This window comes from Cyclobacterium sediminis, assembly GCF_054781075.1.
Window position 1 is genome coordinate 103,635 of sequence record NZ_BAAGVC010000002.1, and the last position, 17,624, is coordinate 121,258.

Consider the following 17,624-nt stretch of genomic DNA (forward strand, 5'->3'; position numbering starts at 1 on the left):
CGTGACAGGCTTACCCTCCTTTGACTAAGGGGGCGTTGGGGAATGAGGTTTTAAAACGAATTTTCTTTACCGGTGGCTGAGCTGAGTCGAAGCCTTAAGTTAACGTATCCAAACCACCCACTCCTTCAGCTCGGCTCAGGGTTTGGTTTCTCCATTGACATCTCGGAAATCAGCAGCCCCTACATTAATCCTTAAAAAGACATTAACAATAAAGAGTATCAAGAAGCCTGAAGGGCTGACAGGATTATAGCCACGGGTGAAGCCCGTGGTAAGTTAAATGAACGCTCACTTGATTTTGGCGGTATTGTTGCCTTTTTTCTGCAACAATGCTGACAAAATCATACTTACGAATCCGATTTTTCAAAGGATTTTGGTTCTTCAGTAAATCCCCTCCCGAATAAGGTGGCGTTGCGAAATGAGGTTTTAAAACGAATTTTCTTTACCGGTGGCTGAGTGGAGTCGAAGCCTTAGGTTAACGTATCCAAACCACCTACTCCTTCAGCTCGGCTCAGGGTTTGGTTTCTCCATTGACATCACGGAAATCAGCAGCCCCTACATTAATCCTGGAAAAGACATTAACAATAAAGAGTATCAAGAAGCCTGAAGGGCTGACAGGATTATAGCCACGGGTAAAGCCCGTGGTAAGGTAAATTAACGCTCACTTGATTTTGGCGGCATTGTTGCGCTTTTTCTGCAACAATGCTGCCAAAATCACACTTACGAATCCGATTTTTCAAAGGATTTTGGTTCTTCAGTAAATCCCCTCCCGAATAAGGTGGCGTTGCGAAATGAGGTTTTAAAGCGAATTTTCTTTACCGGTGGCAGAGCGGAGTCGAAGCCTTAAGTTAACGTATCCAAACCACCCACTCCTTCAGCTCGGCCAAGGGTTTGGTTTCTCCATTGACATCACGGAAATCAGCAGCCCCTACATTAATCCTTAAAAAGACCTTAACAATAAAGAGTATCAAGAAGCCTGAAGGGCTGACAGGACAATAGCCACGGGTAAAACCCGTGGTAAGGTAAACCAACGCCCCCTTGATTTTGGCGGAATTGTTGCCATTTTTCTGCAACAATGCTGACAAAATCACACTTACGAATCCGATTTTTCAAAGAATTCCGTTTCCTCCACAAATCCTCCTTTGACTAAGGGGGCGTTGGGGAATGAGGTTTTAAAACGAATTTTCTTTACCGGTGGCTGAGCGGAGTCGAAGCCTTAAGTTAACGTATCCAAACCACCCACTCCTTCAGCTCCGCCAAGGGTTTGGTTTCTCCATTGACATCACGGAAATCAGCAGCCCCTATATTAATCCTTAAAAAGACATTAACAATAAAGAGTATCAAGAAGCCTGAAGGGCTGACAGGACAATAGCCACGGGTAAAACCCGTGGTAAGGTAAATGAACGTTCACTTGATTTTGGCGGCATTGTTGCCTTATTTCTGCAACAATGCTGACAAAATCACACTTCAAATAGGAGTAAAGATCATTTTATGTGAACTGGTGTTCTTCAGGAAAAATAATAGCTACAGGATGTTCAGGGATAGAGAGAGAAGTAAAATAAGAATTGCTTCGGGCTTTCCTCCGCTTTTATTTCCATTTTAGGGAATAAAATTGCAGTTTTGCAAAAATAAAAACAGCTCATGACCGTACGCTTCCAGTCACTAAAAATCATCACAGAAAAAGAAATCCTACCTGCCGCTGATTATATATTTGATGGAAAAACCATACATCCAGTAAGCACTGATACCCCGGCCGAAGATGAAATACTATTAGATTGCAAGGGTTTATTGGGTTCCAAAGGCTGGACAGACTTAAGGTGTTTATCAGGTGAACCCGGTCAAGAATACCGAGAAACCTTAGAGAGCCTCTCCAAAGCCCTTTGTCAGGGAGGAATGACCGAAGCTGTGCTTCTTCCAAACAGTAACCCTCCCATTCAATCCAAAAGTGAGGTGGCCTATTTAAAAAGCCATACCCAATTTTTGTTTCCTACCTTTCATATTCAAGCGGCTGTCACCAAAAACTTTGAAGGGAAAGAACTTACGGAAATGCTGGACCTTAACCAATATGGCGTAAAGCTTTTTGGAGAAGGATTGGTTTCCCTTTCACATTCAGACCGGATGATGAAAGCTTTACAGTACTTACAGAAATTTGACGGGGTCTTATTTGATCAATCACAGGACCCCATGCTTGCCCTTTTTGGCCAGATGCATGAAGGAATCCCTTCCACCATGCTGGGATTAAAGGGAATTCCTGATTTAGCAGAAGAAGTAGCCGTTCAAAAAAACCTGGAAATATTGAGGTATACCGGTGGAAGGTTGCACTTTCAGGCCATCAGCACACTTGGAGCTTTGGCACATATTCGCCAAGCCAAAAAAGAAGGCTTGGCAGTGACTGCTGACATGTCTATCTACCAGTTACTTTTTTCAGAGGAAGATTTGTTGGGTTTTGATACCAATTTAAAGGTAATGCCTCCTTTTCGTGGAAAAAAACAACAGGAGGGCTTAATTGAAGCCTTGGTAGATGGTACAATCGATGCCTTGGTATCCAACCATATCCCACATGAATTGGATGCCAAAAATATGGAATTTGACCTAGCCCCATTTGGGATGGCCGGCTTGCCAACTTTTGTTCCTGCCCTGGTTAAGTTAGCTGAAAAATTAGGCTTCCCTTTGCTGATTGAAAAGTTAACCAAGGGACCTCAAACCATTTTAGGCAATAGAAGTGATTCTTGGGACAGCCTTACGGTTTTTGATCCCAATGAAGAATGGCTATTTGATGCCAAAAGCAATGCTTCCCTGGCAAGCAACAATCCTTATTACAACCAATCCTTAAAAGGGAAAGTAAAATACCTCATCAACAGGGGTAAAATGGAGGGAATTAATGAATAGGTATTTAAAAGCTGCATTGCCATTCGGACTTTATGGTGGAGGACTTTGTTTCTTAGGCTTCTTGACGATTTATTTTTTGGACATTGAGCCATTGAGCATGAACCTTATATTTGGGTACTTGGTCATACCCATCTTTGTGTTTTTTGGCATCAAAAACTTCCGGGATAATTATAATGGAGGCAACTTGTATTTTGGTCAAGGCATGACGGTAGGTTTTTTTACTTACACCATCATTGCCGGACTGTCTGCCTTGTATATATTGGGAAGTATACAGTTGGACATGGACTTGTTCACTACCTTCAAACAAATCAACTTGACCTTGATGAGTGATAATAAAGAAGTTTTGGAGGAGCAATTAAATGTTGCAGCCTATGAAGAAACCTATGCAAACATTTCAGAAATGACAGTGTTTGATGTGGCGATAAATGATTTTTTGAGAAAAATATTCCCCGGACTGTTCTTTACCATCATAATTTCCATAATTTTAAAGAGGAACGTTGAATTTTAAAACTCTCTATTATGGAACAAAATGAAAAAACATCCCCAACGAAAGCAGCCCTCAATTCCGGATTAATTGTTGGTCTGGTGATGGTGACCCTCACCTTTGTCATTTATTTTATCAACTATAGCTATTTGGTTTCAGCCTGGTATGGTTTTGCCGTCTTTGCTTTGTTTTTTGGCATGGTAATTTACTTTGGCTTACAATACCGCAAAGATATAGGAGGTTTTATGACCTTTGGCACCGCCTTCCAATTTGCCTTTGTGACTTTAATTGTCTCCGGATTGATAACCACCTTTGGCAATATCCTATTGTATCAAGTGATTAATCCGGAGCTTGCAGAAATTCTGGTAAAAGTGCAACTTGAAAACATGATGGACCTAATGGATAGTTTTGGGGCAGCAGACAGTCTTTCTAGTGAGCAAATCAAGGAAATGCGAATGGAATTGGAAGATCAATTTACAATTGGCGGACAAATTTCAGGTTTTGGTATTTCTTTGTTCATTTATGCCATCCTCTCCCTAATCCTCGGTGCCATTATTAAAAAAAGAGACAAATCAACAGATTTTTAATTGACCTATGCCCCAAATTTCAATCATCATTCCTGTTTTTGACGAAGAAGAATCATTGCCTGAACTGCAGGCTTGGATAGATAGGGTGATGGTGTCCAATGCGCTGGATTATGAAGCCATTTATATTGATGATGGTTCCAGAGACAGCTCCTGGGAGGTAATTCAAAAACTTTCAGAAAAAAACAGTAATATCAAGGCTGTAAAGTTTCTCCGAAACTATGGGAAATCCGCGGCCTTGAATATTGGCTTTTCAAAAGCCCAGGGGGAGGTAGTGGTAACCATGGATGCAGATTTGCAAGACAGTCCTGAGGAAGTGCCGGCCCTTTACCGCATGATTACCGAGCAAGGGTATGACCTGGTAAGTGGATGGAAAAGAAAACGACATGACCCCATTTCTAAAACCGTTCCTTCCAGGTTATTCAATGGGGTGACCCGGCTAATTTCAGGTATCAAGCTCCATGATTTTAATTGTGGTCTAAAGGCCTATGCCAATAAAGTTGTGAAAAACATAGAGATTTACGGGGAAATGCACCGATACATTCCTCTGATTGCCAAATGGAATGGCTTTGGGAAAATTGGGGAGAAAGAAGTGACCCACAGCCCAAGAAAATACGGCAACACAAAGTTTGGTTTGGAGCGCTTTATCAATGGCTTTCTGGACCTTATATCAGTGTCTTTTGTCAACAGGTACAAAAAGAGGCCCATGCATTTTTTTGGTACCATGGGCTCACTCTCTTTTATAAGCGGATTTGTCATCACCCTGTGGTTGATTTACGAAAAAATATCCGGACTCAGCAAGGGTATAAAGGTCAGGGAAATAACCGATCAACCCTTGTTTTTCCTCGCATTGGTTGCCTTAATTGTAGGCGTGCAATTGTTTCTTACCGGGTTTATGGCAGAAATGATGACTTCAAATAATGCTCATAAAAGCGATTACACCATTGCCGAGGAAATTAATTCTGAGGAATAATGCGGTTTTCTGTAATCATCCCGGTTTACAATCGCCCCGAGGAACTGCAAAAACTACTCCAAAGTTTATGCAAGCAGTCCTTTACTGATTTTGAGGTAATTGTGGTGGATGATGGTTCAGATTTGTCCTCCCAACCCATTGCCAATGGTTTTGAAGCGCTACTTTCAATCCATTATTGCTACCAGAATAATACAGGGCAAGGTTTTGCCCGCAATAAGGGCATGGAATTGGCAAAGGGAGATTATTTCGTTTTCTTTGATTCCGACTGTGTGATTCCCCCCGATTATTTTAGCATTCTCAACACAGCCCTTATTTCCCGGCGTTTGGATGCGCATGGCGGACCGGATGATGCAGGGGAGGACTTTTCTGACTGGCAAAAAGCCATGAATTTCAGCATGACTTCTTTTTGGACCACCGGAGGGATTCGGGGCAAAATGAAGAATCCGGCAAAATATCAGGCCCGTGGTTACAATATGGGGTTTTCCAGGGTAGTTTATGCGAATCTTGGTGGTTTTGTTCATCCCAATATGGCTGAAGACATAGAGCTCAGCATTCGCATTAAGAAAGCAGGCTATAAGCTGGAATTGGTAGAGGAGGCTTTTGTTTACCACCATCGTAAAAATGATTTTTTCTCCTTCATCCGTCAAAGTCACCAATTTGGTAGAAACCGTGTATTCATTACCCGCTTTCACAAAGATGCGCTCAAACCGGTACATTTACTGCCCATGTTGTTTTTACTGGGCCTAGTGTTTCTGCCTATCGGTTTCCTGTATTTGAAGCCATTGGGATGGCTGATGGCCGCCGCTTATTTCCTCTGGACCATGGCGGTATTGATTAGTGCCAAAGGAGGAGCTAAGTCCAGGTTTTTAGCAGTATTGACCTCCTATGGCCAATTGATAGGTTATGGTACGGGAGTGCTAAAGGAAGTCTTCAATACTTTTCTTAAATAGTTTTTTTGGAGTTATCCAAGGATGGTACTTCGTTGCTTCCGGCCCCTGAGCCTGTCGAAGTCCCCTACCTTTCGGCCATTGAGCCTGTTAAAGTCCCCTGTCTTCCGGCCACTGAGCCTGTCGAAGTGAGCCATGATGAGCTTCTTTCGTCCCTGCGAACTCTTTTCTGGGGAGGTGTTGTGTAGAGAAAGGCTGTGGCAATCTCATCACATTGGAGATTCCTTCGCCTTCCAACGCAGAATACCCCCGCAAAGTCTCAGAATGACGTAAAAATCGTCATCGGTCACACTATCTTTCGGCCACTGAGCCTGTCGAAGTGAGCCAGGATGTGCTTCTTTCGTCCCTGCGAACTCTTTTCTGGGGAGGTGTTGTGTAGAGAAAGGCTGTGGCAATCTCATCACATTGGAGATTCCTTCGCCTTCCAACGCAGAATACCCCCGCAAAGTCTCAGAATGACGTAAAAATCGTCATCGGTCACACTATCTTTCGGCCACTGAGCCTGTCGAAGTGAGCCATGATGTGCTTGTTACGTCACTGCGAACCCTTTTTTGGGGAGCTGTAGTGTAGGGAAAGGCTGTGGCAATCTCATCACATTGGAGATTCCTTCGCCTTCCTTCCCGCATGGCTCCTGCAAAGTCTCGGAATGACGTAAAAATCGTCATCGGTCACACTATCTTTCGGCCACTGAGCCTGTCGAAGTGAGCCAGGATGTGCTTCTTTCGTTCCTGCGAACCCTTTTTTGGGGAGCGGGAGTGAAGGAAAAGGCTGTGGCAATCTCATCACTTAGGAGATTCCTTCGCCTTCCTTCCCGCATGGCCTCTGCAAAGACTCGGAATGATGAGGAAACGCGTCACTGCGAACCCTTAGGGGAGGGCAGTGGAGAGGCAAGGGTGTGGCAATCTCATCACATTGGAGATTCCTTCGCCTTCCCTCTCGCATGGCCCCCACAAAGTCTCAGAATGACGTAAAAATCGTCATCGGTCACACTATCTTTCGGCCACTGAGCCTGTCGAAGTGAGCCATGATGTGCTTGTTACGTCCCTGCGAACCCTTTTTTGGGGAGCTGGAGTGTAGGGAGAGGCTGTGGCAATCTCATCACATTGGAGATTCCTTCGCCTTCCCTCCCGCATGGCCATCGCTAAGCCTCGGAATGACGAGAAGACCCGTCACTGCGAACCCTTAGGGAATGGCAGTGGAGGGGCAAGGGTATGCAGTCTCGCCACTGTTGAGATTCCTTGGCCTTCCAACGGGAAAGGCCCCGCAAAGTCTCGGAATTATCTTTCGGCCACTGAGCCTGTCGAAGTGTGCCAGTATGTGCTTGTTATTGCGAACTCTTAGGGGGGGCATAGGAGAGGTAAGGCTGTGGCAATTTCATCACTGTTGAGATTACTTCGCCTTCCTTCCCGCATGGCCCCTGCAAAGTCTCGGAATGAGGAATACATTAACTTCCGCCTTGTAGATTTTCGGCGTTAAGAAATATAAGAAGCGAAGGCAAGGGCACAGGCACTGTCTGACGAAGTTTTTGGTTTAGTAATCATTAAAAAAACAACGAAACAATAATACCAAAAACTAAGGAGTTTGCCTGTGTGCGGGAGGCCTTAAATTTTAGCCGAAAAGATACTCAGCGGCGGGGTTTTTTCCTGACTAGCTCCGCTTCAGGACAGGCCTGACTTGCTACGCATCAGGACAGGTTGTTTACTTTTTGGGCCTATAGCAAAAAAGTAAAAATGCTCTTTTTAATTGAATGCTGTCAACTTGATTGCTGCATATTAAATGTTAATTCTAAGAATGATGTACCGTCATTGCGAACTCTTTTCTGGGGAGCTGGAGTGTAGAGAAAGGCTGTGGCAATCTCATCACATTGGAGATTCCTTCGCCTTCCCTCCCGCATGGCCATCGCTAAGCCTCGGAATGACGAGAAGACCCGTCATTGCGAACCCTTAGGGGAGGGCATTGGAGAGGCAAGGGTGTGGCAATCTCATCACATTGGAGATTCCTTCGCCTTCCAACGCAGAATGCCCTCGCAAAGTCTCGGAATGACGAATATATTAACTTCCGCCTTGTAGATTTTCACAGTTATAAAATTCATTTTAGGATACGATCCTTATTCTCGTAGTTTTGGCTAAAGCCACAGAAACGATAGATTTTAGAGATCCTATTGAGAGTGTGAGTTCGATAAAATTGCAATGATTCATTCAAACCTATTCATCTCTCCATTTTTTTTATAAATGCAACAACTCAATAGGAATGGGCTTTAGCCCATTTATTAAGGCCATATCCTCACATTTTGCTTTAGCCAAAATACCGAGAATAAAATAATCAACAGGCTCAATAACCAACAATACCGACCATCTTTTTTAAAAACTTCAACAGGATTAGCCAGCGGTAATTAATTAATGTTTTGGCTAAAGCCACAGGAACGATAGATTTTAGAGATCCTATTGAGAATGTGAGTTCGATAAAATTGCAATGATTCCATTCAAACCTATTCATCTCCCCATCTTTTTATAAAGGGAACAACTCAATAGGAATGGGTTAGCACATGTACACCCAACCAAATTACAATTCATTTGACAACCTTAATCCAGCCAAGAGAGGCAAATCCCTTGCTGTAAGACATTTAAACCAATAATTTTACATATAAAGACCCAGAATTAGGAATGCTTCTCAGTTACCGACCAAATGTCCAACAAAATTTCCCCGGCTAAAATCATTCAAATTTTGCCGAAAAAAGCAGTTCGTATATTGAATAATGTATTTAAATATATCTTTAGTGTAGTTTGTCTTTTTTGGTGAAAAAAAGGTATTAAACAGTTTTTTTACTGACCTACTTTTAAATATCTTTGTGCCGAATTAAAAAGTTCATTTTATCGATTAAAAATGAAGCCACTTAACAGATTATTTTTTACCCTTTTTATTGTCGTCCTAGCCGGCTCCTGTGTTTCTAACAAGAAGATCATCTATATGCAGGATTTATCTGAAGAAGACATTCCTTTGTTTACAGAAAATGAGCTTGTGGCCAACAGTACAGCCGATTATTTCCTCCAATACAATGATGTGGTAGATATCAATGTCAGCACTACCTCCCCCGAACTCAATGAGATTTTTGGGATTGCGGCAGGAGATCAATCTTTACGTATGACACCACAAGGAGCTCAGGATGGAGGAGACATTTTCTTTATCAATGGCTATACGGTGGATGAAAATGGTATGGTGGAATTACCTCTTTTAGGAGAAATTAAATTGCTGGGTTTGACCACCAAACAGGCCCAAGCCTTGATTGAGTCTGAATTATCAAATTATGTCAATGAAGAAGACTTTTTTGTAAGGGTACGTTTGGGAGGTATTCGCTTTTCTGCCCTGGGAGAGTTCAAAAACAACGGTAATTTTACCATTTTGCAGAATCGCATTAGCATCTTTCAGGCCATTGCACATGCAGGTGATTTGACCACCACGGCCAAAAGGGATCAGTTGGTGTTGATGCGACAGTATCCTGAAGGGACCAAAACCTTTAGAATCAATTTAAATGACGAAAGATTGATCGAATCAGAGTTCTATTTTATTCGCCCCAATGATATGCTCTATGCAGAACCCATGAAAATTCGGGAATTGGGAACCGGCGTGAATTTTGTCCAAACCTTCCAATTGGCGGTTACTACACTTTCTGCTGTTTTACTTGTATTGAACGCCATCAATTAATTGCAAATGAACCAATCTGAAGCTAATAGAACTCCGGTGATAGGTCAGGAGGAAGAAGTAATTGATATCAAAGACTTATTGCTAAGAATCTGGCGAATTTGGCCCTATATTGCGCTTTCTGTTATTGTAGCCATAGGGATCGCTTATATAAGCCTCCGTTATTCTGTCCCGGAATACCAGGTTTCCAGCAAATTTTTTGTCAAAGAAAAAGAAAACCCTTTTAACCTATTTGAATCTGCAGGTTTAAACATGGGTGGATCAGCCGAAATGGAATTGGGTAATCAAATGATTATCCTTAAGTCCAGACCCATAGCCAATGCAGCCCTGGATCTTTTAAATTTTGATGTAGAATATTATGCGCAGGGTAGGTTCTTAACTACTGAAGTGTACAAAAATACCCCGGTTGCTGTAGCAGTAGACTGGAACCATCCCCAATTGACCAATGGAGATCTTTTAATCCAATGGACAGATAGAAAACAGTTTACCGTATCCTATCTAAGTGAATCCTATACCCAAATTTTCCCTGATACGGATGGAAGAAAAAAGTTAGATAATCCCGGTTCCCCATCACAAAAATACAATTTCAATGAATGGGTAGAATTGCCCATGAACCGATTTAAAGTAGGGCTCACATCTGCTGAAGACAGTGGGGAAATGATCATTCGTTTTAGAGATCGACATGGGTTGATTAACCATTATACCGGTGAAAATTTGCAAATTGCTGCCATGGACAAGCAGTCCACCATTCTTAAACTGACCGTTAATACCCATACGCCTGAAAAAGGCAGGGATTATTTAAATACCTTGCAAGAAGTTTATTTGGAAAACGAATTGCAGGAGAAGAATGCCATGGCCACCAATACCATCGATTTTATTGATGCCCAACTGGTGGTTTTGTCTGATTCCTTAATGTTTATAGAAAACAGATTGGAAAACTTTCGCTCCAACAATTCCATTTATGATTTGAGCTCTGAAGGCACCGCCATCTTTGAACAATTAAAGGAACTAGAAAATGAATTGGCCAAGGAAAAATTCAAAAGGGACTATTACCAGCAATTGACCAAGTACTTGGAAAGGGAGGATTACAATCAGGTGGTGGTTCCCTCAGGTTTGGGTATAGAGGACCCCATTCTAAACACCCTGATTACCAATCTATTGGAATTGCAAGCAGAGAAATCCATGCATGCCTCCAAATTGACGGAAATTTCACCACCCCTTAGGGAAGTGAATCGAAAAATTAAAGACCTGAATCTTTCTATTTTAGAATTGCTTCAAAATGTTGACAATAATGCCCAGCTTTTGATTGAGGACCTGCAAGAACGGATCAATAAAATTACCGGTACTTTCAGTAGTTTGCCCCAAACCGAGCAAAACTTATTGCGCATTCAGCGAGAGTTTTCCTTGAATGAAGAATTGTACACTTTTTTGTTGGAAAAACGCGCTGAATCAGCCATCACAAGGGCTTCGAATACCCCCAGTAATAAAATCATCGAGAGCGCTTTAATTAATCCCATTCCCATAAGTCCAAAAACGGCACTCACCTATTTAATTGCCCTAATATTAGGTGTAGCCTTGCCCATAGGGATCAGTTTTGCACGCGCTTTTTTAAGCAATACCATCAAGGATGGAAAGGAACTGGAAAGAAAGGCCGATCTTAATTTAATTTCCACCGTTGGAGAGAGTGAAGAGAATGACAATTTGGTAGTCTTAAAGAAGCACCGCTCCGGCATAACAGAAGCCTTTCGTTCTTTGCGCGCCAATATGAACTTTATCCTTCCGAAAGACAAGAGTTCAGTAATTTTGATCACCTCCAGTATCTCGGGTGAAGGAAAAACTTTTTGTAGCATCAATTTGGCTTCAGTCTATGCCCTAAGCAATAAAAGAACCCTACTGATTGGTTGTGACATGCGGAAGCCCAAGATTTTTGAGGATTTTGGTATCAGTAATAAAGAAGGCTTGTCTACCTACCTGAGTCAAAATCAAGAGGATGTGGACAAGGTGATCCAAAAAACGGCCTACGAAAACCTGGATGTCATTGTGTCCGGGCCAATTCCACCCAATCCGGCAGAATTGTTGATTACCGATCGTTTTGGCCAATTGCTAGAGGAAATGAAGGGACGCTATGATATGGTGATATTGGATACCCCACCGGTGGGTTTGGTTTCTGAGACCTTAGACCTAATCAGGTTAGCAGATATCTCCCTCTTTGTGGTACGCTACAATTACAGTGAAAAGCAGTTCATAGACCATATCAATAATTTAAAAAAGCAGGCCATATTAAAAGAAGCTTATATGGTTTTTAATGGGGTGGATAAGGATGCCCAGCACTATGGCTATGGAACGGGCTACGGTTACGGTTATGGATATGGCTATGGCTATTATGCAGAAGACAATAAAGAAAGGAACTTCTTTAAAAAATTGTTTAAATTAAAGTAGCCAATAAGCTTAAGGCCATTATTAACCCTTTGCCCTATTATTTCACCTTTTAATCTCAAGGCTTTACTTGGGAGTTGTTAAATCTTTCTTTTGCTTACTGCTCTTTCCCATCAAATGGGACTGAGGAGGCGAAGCTGTATAAAGTTGGATACAGATAAGCAAAGCACCACTAATCAAATTCGAAACCGTCTCTCCTAGGATAAACAAACTTCCCCTTAAAAAGGGGGAGTTGGCTGCAAAAGAATTTTATCACAGGACTTAAGAAATTGAAGTGGACAAAAGCACTACAAATCAAAACTCAAACCGTCTCAATTAGAAAAATCAAACTCCCCTTAAAAAGGTGGTAAGGGGGATTTTGGACGGCTTTTTCTTTACCGGCGGCTGAGCGGAGTCGAAGCCATAGGTTAACCTATACTTAAATCCTCAAAAAACTCAGCAACAAAGTATCTCTAAAAGCCTAAAGGGCTGAAACTATAATAGTCAAGGGTGAAACCCCTTGTCAAAGAGTTGAAATGACCTTGATTTTGGAAATGGGGAGTCGGCTGGAAAAGAATTTTATCGCAGGACTTAGGAAATTGAAGTTGACAAAAGCACTACTAATCAAATCCGAAACCGTCCCACCTAGAATAAACAAACTCCCCCTTAAAAAGGTGGTAAGGGGGATTTTGGACGGGTTTTTCTTCACCGGCGGCTGAGCGGAGTCGAAGCCATAGGTTAACCTATACTTAAATCCTCAAAACACTCAGCAACAAAGTATCTCTAAAAGCCTAAAGGGCTGAAATTTTAATAACCAAGGGTGAAGCCCCTATTTCTTTTTGGAAAAAGGTAATTGGCTGCAAAAGAATTTTATCGCAGGACTTAAGAGATTGAAGTTGACAAAAGCACTACAAATCAAATCCGAAACCGTCCCACCTAGAATAAACAAACTCCCCCTTAAAAAGGGGGTAAGGGTGATTTTGGACGGCTTTTTCTTCACCGGCGGCTGAGCGGAGTCGAAGCCATAGGTTAACCTATACTTAAATCCTCAAAACACTCAGCAATAAATTATCTCTAAAAGCCTAAAGGGCTGAAACTATAATAGTCAAGGGTGAAACCCCTGGTAAAAGAGTTGAAATGACCTTGATTTTGGAAATGGGGAGTCGGCTGGAAAAGAATTTTATCGCAGGACTTAGGAAATTGAAGTTGACAAAAGCACTACTAATCAAATCCGAAACCGTCTCAATTAGAAAAAACAAACTCCCCCTTAAAAAGGGGGAAAGGGAAATTTTGGACGGCTTTTTCTTCACCGGCGGCTGAGCGGAGTCGAAGCCATAGGTTAACCTATACTTAAATCCTCAAAACACTCAGCAACAAAGTATCTCTAAAAGCCTAAAGGGCTGAAATTTTAATAACCAAGGGTGAAGCTCCTATTTCTTTTTGGAAAAAGAGAGTTGGCTAGAAAAGAATTTTATCGCAGGACTTAAGAGATTGAAGTGGACAAAAGCACTACTAATCAAATCCGAAACCGTGCCTCCTAGGATAAACAAAATATTCCTTAACAAGGGAGCTGCTTCTATTCTGGGATTTTCGAGAGTGGATTGCTAGTAAAAAAAATTATATTCCGTTATGATTTAAGTTATGATCAATAACATAATTTAAATTCACTTATATTTGTATTTCTATCTATTGTAATCATTACAACTAATATTTTTAACCTCATGAGTACTCCTTTAAAAGATGTAAAAATTGCTGTAATTGGGCTGGGATATGTTGGACTTCCCCTGGCTGTTGAATTCGCTAAAAAATTCCCGGTAGTTGGTTTCGATATAGCCTCTAATAGGGTAAAAGAACTAAATGATGGCCATGACTTTACCCTGGAGGTAGCTGATCAGGACCTACAAGCGGTGCTCTCTACCGCCAGCCCCAAAGAAAAAGGACTTTTTAATACAGACAATGCAGCTGACTTGGCAGACTGCCAGGTGTATATTGTAACCGTTCCTACACCTACAGATCGGCACAACCGACCGGTATTGACCCCTATGCTTAAGGCCTCTGAGACCATTGCCCAATACCTAAAAAAAGGAGATGTGGTCATTTATGAATCTACTGTTTATCCGGGAGTTACGGAAGAGGAATGTGTTCCTTTATTGGAAAAAATAAGCGGAATGACCTTTAATAAAGATTTTTATGCCGGCTACTCTCCGGAAAGAATCAATCCGGGAGACAAGGAGCATACCGTTGCCAAGATTTTAAAGGTTACTTCCGGTTCTACGCCTGAAATCGCAGAATATGTGGATCAGCTTTACCGGGAGGTAATTGTAGCAGGGACACATAAGGCCAGTTGTATTAAAGTGGCGGAAGCTGCCAAAGTGATTGAAAACTCTCAAAGGGATATCAATATTGCCTTTGTCAATGAATTGTCTAAGATATTTAATTTACTGGACATTGACACCCAGGAAGTGTTAGAGGCCGCTGGAACAAAGTGGAATTTCCTTCCTTTTAGACCCGGTTTGGTAGGTGGTCACTGTATCAGCGTAGACCCATTCTATCTTGCGCAAAAAGCCCAGGAAGTAGGGTATCATCCGGAAATTATATTAGCAGGCCGTCGATTAAATGATTCCATGGGCAAGCATGTGGCCACTGAGGTCATCAAGCATATGATGCGCAAGGATTTAAAAGTCATTGACAGTAAAGTTTTGATTCTTGGTTTTACTTTCAAGGAAGACTGCCCTGATGTTCGCAATACCCGCGTAATCGATATTTATTCAGAATTGAGGAATTTTGATATAGATGTAGATGTATATGATCCTTGGGCAAACCCTGCCGAAGTAAAGCATGAGTATGGTGTGGACATTATCGGTGGCAAGGATTGCCCTTCACTTGAGGAATATTCTGCAGTGGTATTGGCAGTGGCACACAAAGAATTCAAAGCCTTACCCATTCAAAAAAGCAAAAACTTAGTGGTATACGATGTTAAGGCTGTGTTGGAAAAAGACAAAGTGGACGCAAGACTTTAGTGGAAGCGCGACTTTGCCCGAATTATAACAAAGCTATAGTAGTTGGCCTTTTCAAAAGATAAGCTGGTACAAACCCTTAGGTTGAATTAAGCTTATATGTCATTAAAAAAACAGACGCTTTCGGGCATCTTATGGACCTTTACAGAGACCTTTGTACTCAGGGGTTTGTCCTTTATTGCTTCAGTGATTCTTGCCAGACTCCTTGGTCCAACAGAGTTCGGTTTAGTGGGCATGATCAGTGTATTTATTGCCTTGGGGAATTCGTTGGTAGACAGCGGACTATCAGCATCCTTGATCCGGACCAAAAATGCGGATGAGTCAGATTATGCCACTGTCTTTTATCTAAACCTGGCTTTGAGTGTGATAGTATACGGCGTTTTTTATTTGGTAGCCCCACTGATTGCCTCTTTTTTTGAGCAGGAGTTATTGGAATTAATTGTCAGGGTATACTGCCTTACCTTTATTTTTTCAGCTTTTTCTGCTGTTCAATTGGCCATGCTCCAAAAAAAAATGAAGTTTAAGCAAGTCATGAAGTGTAAGGTCCCGGGTACCATTTTAGGGGTCGTTGTAGGTATAGGTATGGGCTATGCGGGTTTTGGGGTTTGGAGTATTGTTTGCATGTTTATGTGTACCCAACTTGGAACCTCTATCATGCTTTGGTTAACTTCTTCTTGGACACCCCGTTGGGTATTCTCCAAAGAAAAACTCAAATACCATTATAATTTTGGTTACAAGCTTATGCTTTCAGGGCTTATCGATACCTTTTATAAAAATGTGTACAAATTAATCATCGGCAAGTTTTTTGCGGTTCAGCAGTTGGGCTATTATGAGCGGGCTCATTCTTTCAATAACCAATCGGTAACCATGTTTACCTCAATTATTAGCAAGGTTTCTTATCCTTTGCTATCTCAAATTCAGGACCAAAAGGAACGTATTGCTGTCATTTACCGACAATTGATCCAATTCTCCTTTTTTGTGATAGCCCCAATAATGTTGGGGGCAGCAGCTTTGGCAAAACCTTTGTTTTTGTTGGTTTTGGGAAAACAATGGTTACCTGCCGTTCCTTTATTTCAAATTCTTTGCTTGTCCGGAATGTTTTATCCGGTGCATTCTTTTAATATCAATGTATTGAAGGTGTATGGTAGAAGTGATTTATTTCTAAAACTGGAAGTAATAAAAAAAGCAATCATTACGGTAAGTATCTTAATAGGTTTCCAATTTGGAATATATGGTTTGGTTTGGAGCAGTGTATTTACTTCCCTAACCGGGCTGATGGTTAATACCCATTATAGCAGTAGAATGATCCAATACACCAGCCTCCAACAATTTAAGGATATTTTCCTTACTTTAATAAAAGCAAGTGTTATGGCAGGATTAATGTGGGGAATAACATTGTTGATGCAAAATAATTCTCAACTTTGGCAGTTAGTTTTAGCAGGTGCTGCAGGCCTTGTATTTTATTTTCTTTTAAACTATGCGTTGAAAAGCCCACAACTGAATTTTGCTTTGGATCTGATTAAAAAGAAAAATTAATGATTCCTGTTACCAAGCCATTTCTTCCTCCTCAAGCCGAGTACGAAAAATACCTTTCAGGTATTTGGAAACGGAACTGGTTAACCAATATGGGGCCGCTGTCCAGCGAGCTGGAGATGCAGTTGAAGGAACATCTGGGTATCCGTCATTTGTTGTATGTGACCAATGGCACCATTGCCCTTCAAATAGCCATTAAAGCGCTGGAGCTAAAGGGGGAAATCATTACTACTCCTTTTTCATTTGTGGCCACCAGCAGTAGTATTGTATGGGAAGGCTGCACCCCGGTATTTGTCGACATTGATCCCAATTCTTTAAATATAGATCCAAAGAAGATAGAGGAGGCCATTACAAAAAAAACAAGTGCCATTTTGGCCACCCATGTTTATGGTAACCCTTGTGATGTTAAAGCAATAGACAAAATTGCGAAGAAACATCATCTAAAAGTGATTTATGATGGAGCCCACGCCTTTGGCGTTACAATTGATGGGAAATCAATTTTTGATTATGGGGATATCTCTACCTGTAGTCTTCATGCTACCAAGCTTTATCATTCCATTGAAGGAGGATTAGTTGTTACGAAGGATGCCGGCTTTCTTAAGAAAATGGCGTATACCAGGAATTTTGGGTTCAATGGACCTGAGGCTTTTGCCGAATTGGGAATTAATGGTAAGAATTCAGAGTTTCATGCCGCCATGGGACTTGCCAATTTGAATCATGTGGGAAATATTCATGCCCAGCGAAAAGCCTTGACAGAACGGTATGACAAGGTGCTAAGAAACCTTAAAGCACAGAAACCTGAATGGCATAAAGGAGCAAGTTTAAATTATGCCTATTATCCTTTAATTTTTGATAATCAGACGCAAATGTTGAATAGCTTGTCAAAACTTCAAGGGAATGGGATTTTCGCCAGACGCTATTTCTATCCTTCTCTCGCGACTACACTTCCCTATTTAGAACCTAAGCGTATGGAAATTACAGATGATATAGCCGGACGTATTTTGTGTTTACCCTTGTTTTTTGACTTAACATTGGAAGAAGTTGACTTAATAGGTCGTTTATTACTCAGGGTACAAAACAATTGAT

General features: G+C 41.5%; 14 protein-coding genes. 12 read left to right on the forward strand and 2 right to left on the reverse strand.

Annotated elements, in window-relative coordinates; translation table 11 throughout:
• Window positions 1-845: 845 nt before the first annotated feature.
• On the reverse strand, window positions 846-1,088 hold the full coding sequence (locus tag ACYVHJ_RS01030; protein WP_460511753.1) for a hypothetical protein: 243 nt from the start codon (window positions 1,086-1,088) through the stop codon (window positions 846-848).
• Window positions 1,089-1,396: 308 nt separating this feature from the next.
• Here ACYVHJ_RS01030 and ACYVHJ_RS01035 point away from each other — a divergent pair, with 308 nt between their 5' ends.
• The 6 genes from ACYVHJ_RS01035 to ACYVHJ_RS01060 are packed head-to-tail and all read left to right on the forward strand — an operon-like array spanning window position 1,397 to window position 5,877.
• On the forward strand, window positions 1,397-1,600 hold the full coding sequence (locus ACYVHJ_RS01035) for a hypothetical protein (RefSeq protein ID WP_460511755.1): 204 nt from the start codon (window positions 1,397-1,399) through the stop codon (window positions 1,598-1,600).
• 38 nt (window positions 1,601-1,638) lie between these two features.
• Window positions 1,639-2,886 (forward strand): dihydroorotase, encoded by a 1,248-nt coding sequence (locus tag ACYVHJ_RS01040; RefSeq protein ID WP_460511758.1) that lies wholly within the window; start codon window positions 1,639-1,641, stop codon window positions 2,884-2,886.
• Window positions 2,879-3,394, forward strand: coding sequence for a DUF4199 domain-containing protein (locus ACYVHJ_RS01045; RefSeq protein ID WP_460511760.1), 516 nt, complete (start codon window positions 2,879-2,881; stop codon window positions 3,392-3,394). Before ACYVHJ_RS01040 ends, ACYVHJ_RS01045 begins: the two co-directional genes overlap by 8 nt.
• Window positions 3,395-3,405: 11 nt before the next feature.
• Window positions 3,406-3,957 (forward strand): DUF4199 domain-containing protein, encoded by a 552-nt coding sequence (locus ACYVHJ_RS01050; RefSeq protein ID WP_339905852.1) that lies wholly within the window; start codon window positions 3,406-3,408, stop codon window positions 3,955-3,957.
• A 7-nt stretch (window positions 3,958-3,964) separates the two neighbouring features.
• Entirely contained in the window at window positions 3,965-4,927 is a 963-nt protein-coding gene (locus ACYVHJ_RS01055) for a glycosyltransferase family 2 protein (RefSeq protein ID WP_460511762.1), read from the forward strand.
• Window positions 4,927-5,877 (forward strand): glycosyltransferase family 2 protein, encoded by a 951-nt coding sequence (locus ACYVHJ_RS01060; RefSeq protein WP_460511764.1) that lies wholly within the window; start codon window positions 4,927-4,929, stop codon window positions 5,875-5,877. Before ACYVHJ_RS01055 ends, ACYVHJ_RS01060 begins: the two co-directional genes overlap by 1 nt.
• 479 nt (window positions 5,878-6,356) lie before the next feature.
• Here the strand turns inward: ACYVHJ_RS01060 and ACYVHJ_RS01065 are convergent, their stop codons facing one another.
• Window positions 6,357-6,539, reverse strand: coding sequence for a hypothetical protein (locus ACYVHJ_RS01065; protein ID WP_460511766.1), 183 nt, complete (start codon window positions 6,537-6,539; stop codon window positions 6,357-6,359).
• A 2,302-nt stretch (window positions 6,540-8,841) separates the two neighbouring features.
• On the opposite strand from ACYVHJ_RS01065, the gene ACYVHJ_RS01070 reads away from it, so the two are divergent.
• The 6 genes from ACYVHJ_RS01070 (at window position 8,842) to ACYVHJ_RS01095 (ending at window position 17,623) form a co-directional block, all read left to right on the forward strand.
• Entirely contained in the window at window positions 8,842-9,576 is a 735-nt protein-coding gene (locus ACYVHJ_RS01070; RefSeq protein ID WP_460512235.1) for a polysaccharide biosynthesis/export family protein, read from the forward strand.
• Window positions 9,577-9,582: 6 nt separating this feature from the next.
• Window positions 9,583-12,012 (forward strand): GumC family protein, encoded by a 2,430-nt coding sequence (locus ACYVHJ_RS01075; protein ID WP_460511768.1) that lies wholly within the window; start codon window positions 9,583-9,585, stop codon window positions 12,010-12,012.
• A gap of 512 nt (window positions 12,013-12,524) precedes the next feature.
• The gene (locus ACYVHJ_RS01080; RefSeq protein ID WP_460511770.1) at window positions 12,525-12,707 is read left to right on the forward strand and encodes a hypothetical protein; all 183 of its coding nucleotides are present in this window, start codon (window positions 12,525-12,527) and stop codon (window positions 12,705-12,707) included.
• A 1,002-nt stretch (window positions 12,708-13,709) separates the two neighbouring features.
• Window positions 13,710-15,008: a nucleotide sugar dehydrogenase gene (locus ACYVHJ_RS01085; RefSeq protein WP_460511772.1), complete on the forward strand. Its 1,299-nt coding sequence runs from the start codon at window positions 13,710-13,712 to the stop codon at window positions 15,006-15,008.
• Between the two features lie 96 nt (window positions 15,009-15,104).
• Complete coding sequence (locus ACYVHJ_RS01090; protein ID WP_460511774.1) at window positions 15,105-16,541, forward strand: lipopolysaccharide biosynthesis protein; 1,437 nt, start codon at window positions 15,105-15,107, stop codon at window positions 16,539-16,541.
• Window positions 16,541-17,623, forward strand: coding sequence for a DegT/DnrJ/EryC1/StrS family aminotransferase (locus ACYVHJ_RS01095; RefSeq protein ID WP_460511776.1), 1,083 nt, complete (start codon window positions 16,541-16,543; stop codon window positions 17,621-17,623). The genes ACYVHJ_RS01090 and ACYVHJ_RS01095 overlap by 1 nt, the downstream gene beginning before the upstream one ends.
• Window position 17,624: the final 1 nt, after the last annotated feature.